Genomic DNA, 1,999 nt, shown 5'->3' on the forward strand with positions numbered 1-1,999 from the left:
CGGGTATGTGTATAAGAGGCAGGGGGGAGGGGGGCCGGCCGGGGCCGCCGCCGGAAACGGTGGTGGTCACGGTGCGGGGACCTCCTCGGAGTCGGACCGGGCCGATGTCCCGGCGGTTTCGGCCCTCCCGGTCATCAGCCGGCGGTACTCGGCGCTGGAGGCCAGCAGTTCGGTGTGGGTGCCCACGGCGGTGATCCGACCCTCCTCCATCAGCGCCACCCGGTCGGCGAGCTGCACCGTGGACGGGCGGTGGGCGACCACGAGGGCGGTGGTACCGCTGAGCACCTCGCGCAGCGCCGCCTCCACCCGTGCCTCGGTGTGCACGTCGAGCGCGGACAGCGGGTCGTCCAGGACCAGGAAGCGGGGGCGGCCGACGACGGCACGGGCCAGGGCGAGGCGTTGGCGCTGGCCGCCGGACAGGCTCATGCCCTGCTCGCCGACCTCGGTCTCGGCGCCCCGGGGGAGCGCGGTGACGAAGTCCCGGGCCTGGCCGATGCGCAGGGCCCTCTCCAGTTCGGCCTCGAGGCCTGCGGCCGGGATGCTGCCTGCGGCCGGGATGCTGCCTGCGGCCGGGGTGCCGGCGGGCTCGTCACTCCCGGGGTCACCGGCCTCCGGGGCGGCGTGCGCGCCCATCAACACGTTCTCCCGGACGGTCGCCGAGAAGAGGGTGGGCTCCTCGAAGGCCATCGCGACCCGGCGGCGGACCTCCGTGCGGGGCAGCGTCATGATGTCGGTGCCGTCCAGGGTGATCCGGCCCGAGGTGGGCTCGTGCAGCCGGGGGACCAGGGCGGTCAGTGTCGTCTTCCCGCAGCCCGTCGCCCCGACCAGCGCCATCGTCTCGCCGGGGCGCACGTGCAGATCGATGCCGTCCAGCACCGGAGGGGTGTCGGCGGGGGCGTCGGGGTAGCGGAAGACGACCTTCTCGAACCGCAGACCGGCGTCCCGTCCCCGGCTCGCGGGGGCGCCGTCGACCGGGGCGGCGGTGCCCGCGCCCGGGTCCACCGGGCCGCGCGTGTCGCGGACCTCGAAGTACCGGTCGGCCGCCGTGGCCGCCTCGTTGGACATGGCCAGCAGGAAACCGAAGGATTCCACCGGCCAGCGCAGCGCCAGGGCGATGGTCACGAAGGCCAGCAGGGTGCCCACGGTGATGGCGCCGGAGGCGATCTGCAATACGCCCAGCACCACCACGGCGCCCATGAACAGCTCGGGGACGCTGAAGATGACGGCCATCAGCAGCCCCAGCAGCCGGGCCTTGCGCACCTCGGTGTCGCGCAGCCGCTCGGCCAGTTCCCGGAAGGCGGCGGCCTGGCTGCGGTGGCGGCCGAAGCCCTTGATGATCCGGATGCCGAGGATCGACTCCTCGACCACGGTGGTCAGATCGCCGATCTGATCCCGCGCGCGGCGCGCGGCCACCGAGTAGTACCGCTCGAAGACGGTGCACACCACGATCAGCGGCAGCACCGGTGCCAGGACCACCAGGGCCAGCGGCGGATGCAGGGAGAGCAGCAGCGCCGCGCCGATGACGATGGTGGTGGTGTTGACCACCAGGAAGGTCAGCGGGAAGGCCAGGAAGAGCCGCAGTTGCTGGAGGTCGCCGGTGGCCCGGGAGAGCAACTGGCCGGAGGACCAGCGATCGTGGAAGGAGACCGGCAGCCGCTGCACGTGGCGGTAGAGGTCGGCGCGCATGTCGGCCTCCACCTGGGCGAGCGGGCGGGCCACCAGCCAGCGCCGCAGGCCGAACAGGAGCGCCTCGACGACGCCGACGAACAGCAGGATCAGCCCTCCGAGCAGTACACCGCCGGGGTCGCGGTCGGCGACGGGGCCGTCCACCAGCTCACGCAGGATGATCGGCATCACCAGGGCCATCGAGGAGGCCAGCACGGCCACCACGACGGCGGTGAACAGGCGGGAACGCACGGGCCGCACGTACGGCCACAGGCGGAGCAGGGAGCGCACGGTGGAACGCCGGGCCGTCCGCGCGGGGGTCTCGGGGGTGCCC

Annotated in this window: 1 protein-coding gene; it reads right to left on the reverse strand. The window is 73.5% G+C overall.

Annotated features, from left to right (window positions below):
- Positions 1-66 precede the first annotated feature (66 nt).
- Positions 67-1,999: ABC transporter ATP-binding protein (locus FNQ90_RS21140; protein ID WP_407699411.1), on the reverse strand; the 1,933-nt coding region annotated here is incomplete at its 5' end.

The organism is Streptomyces alkaliphilus (assembly GCF_014141535.1).
Classification (GTDB): Bacteria; Actinomycetota; Actinomycetes; order Streptomycetales; family Streptomycetaceae; genus Streptomyces; species Streptomyces alkaliphilus.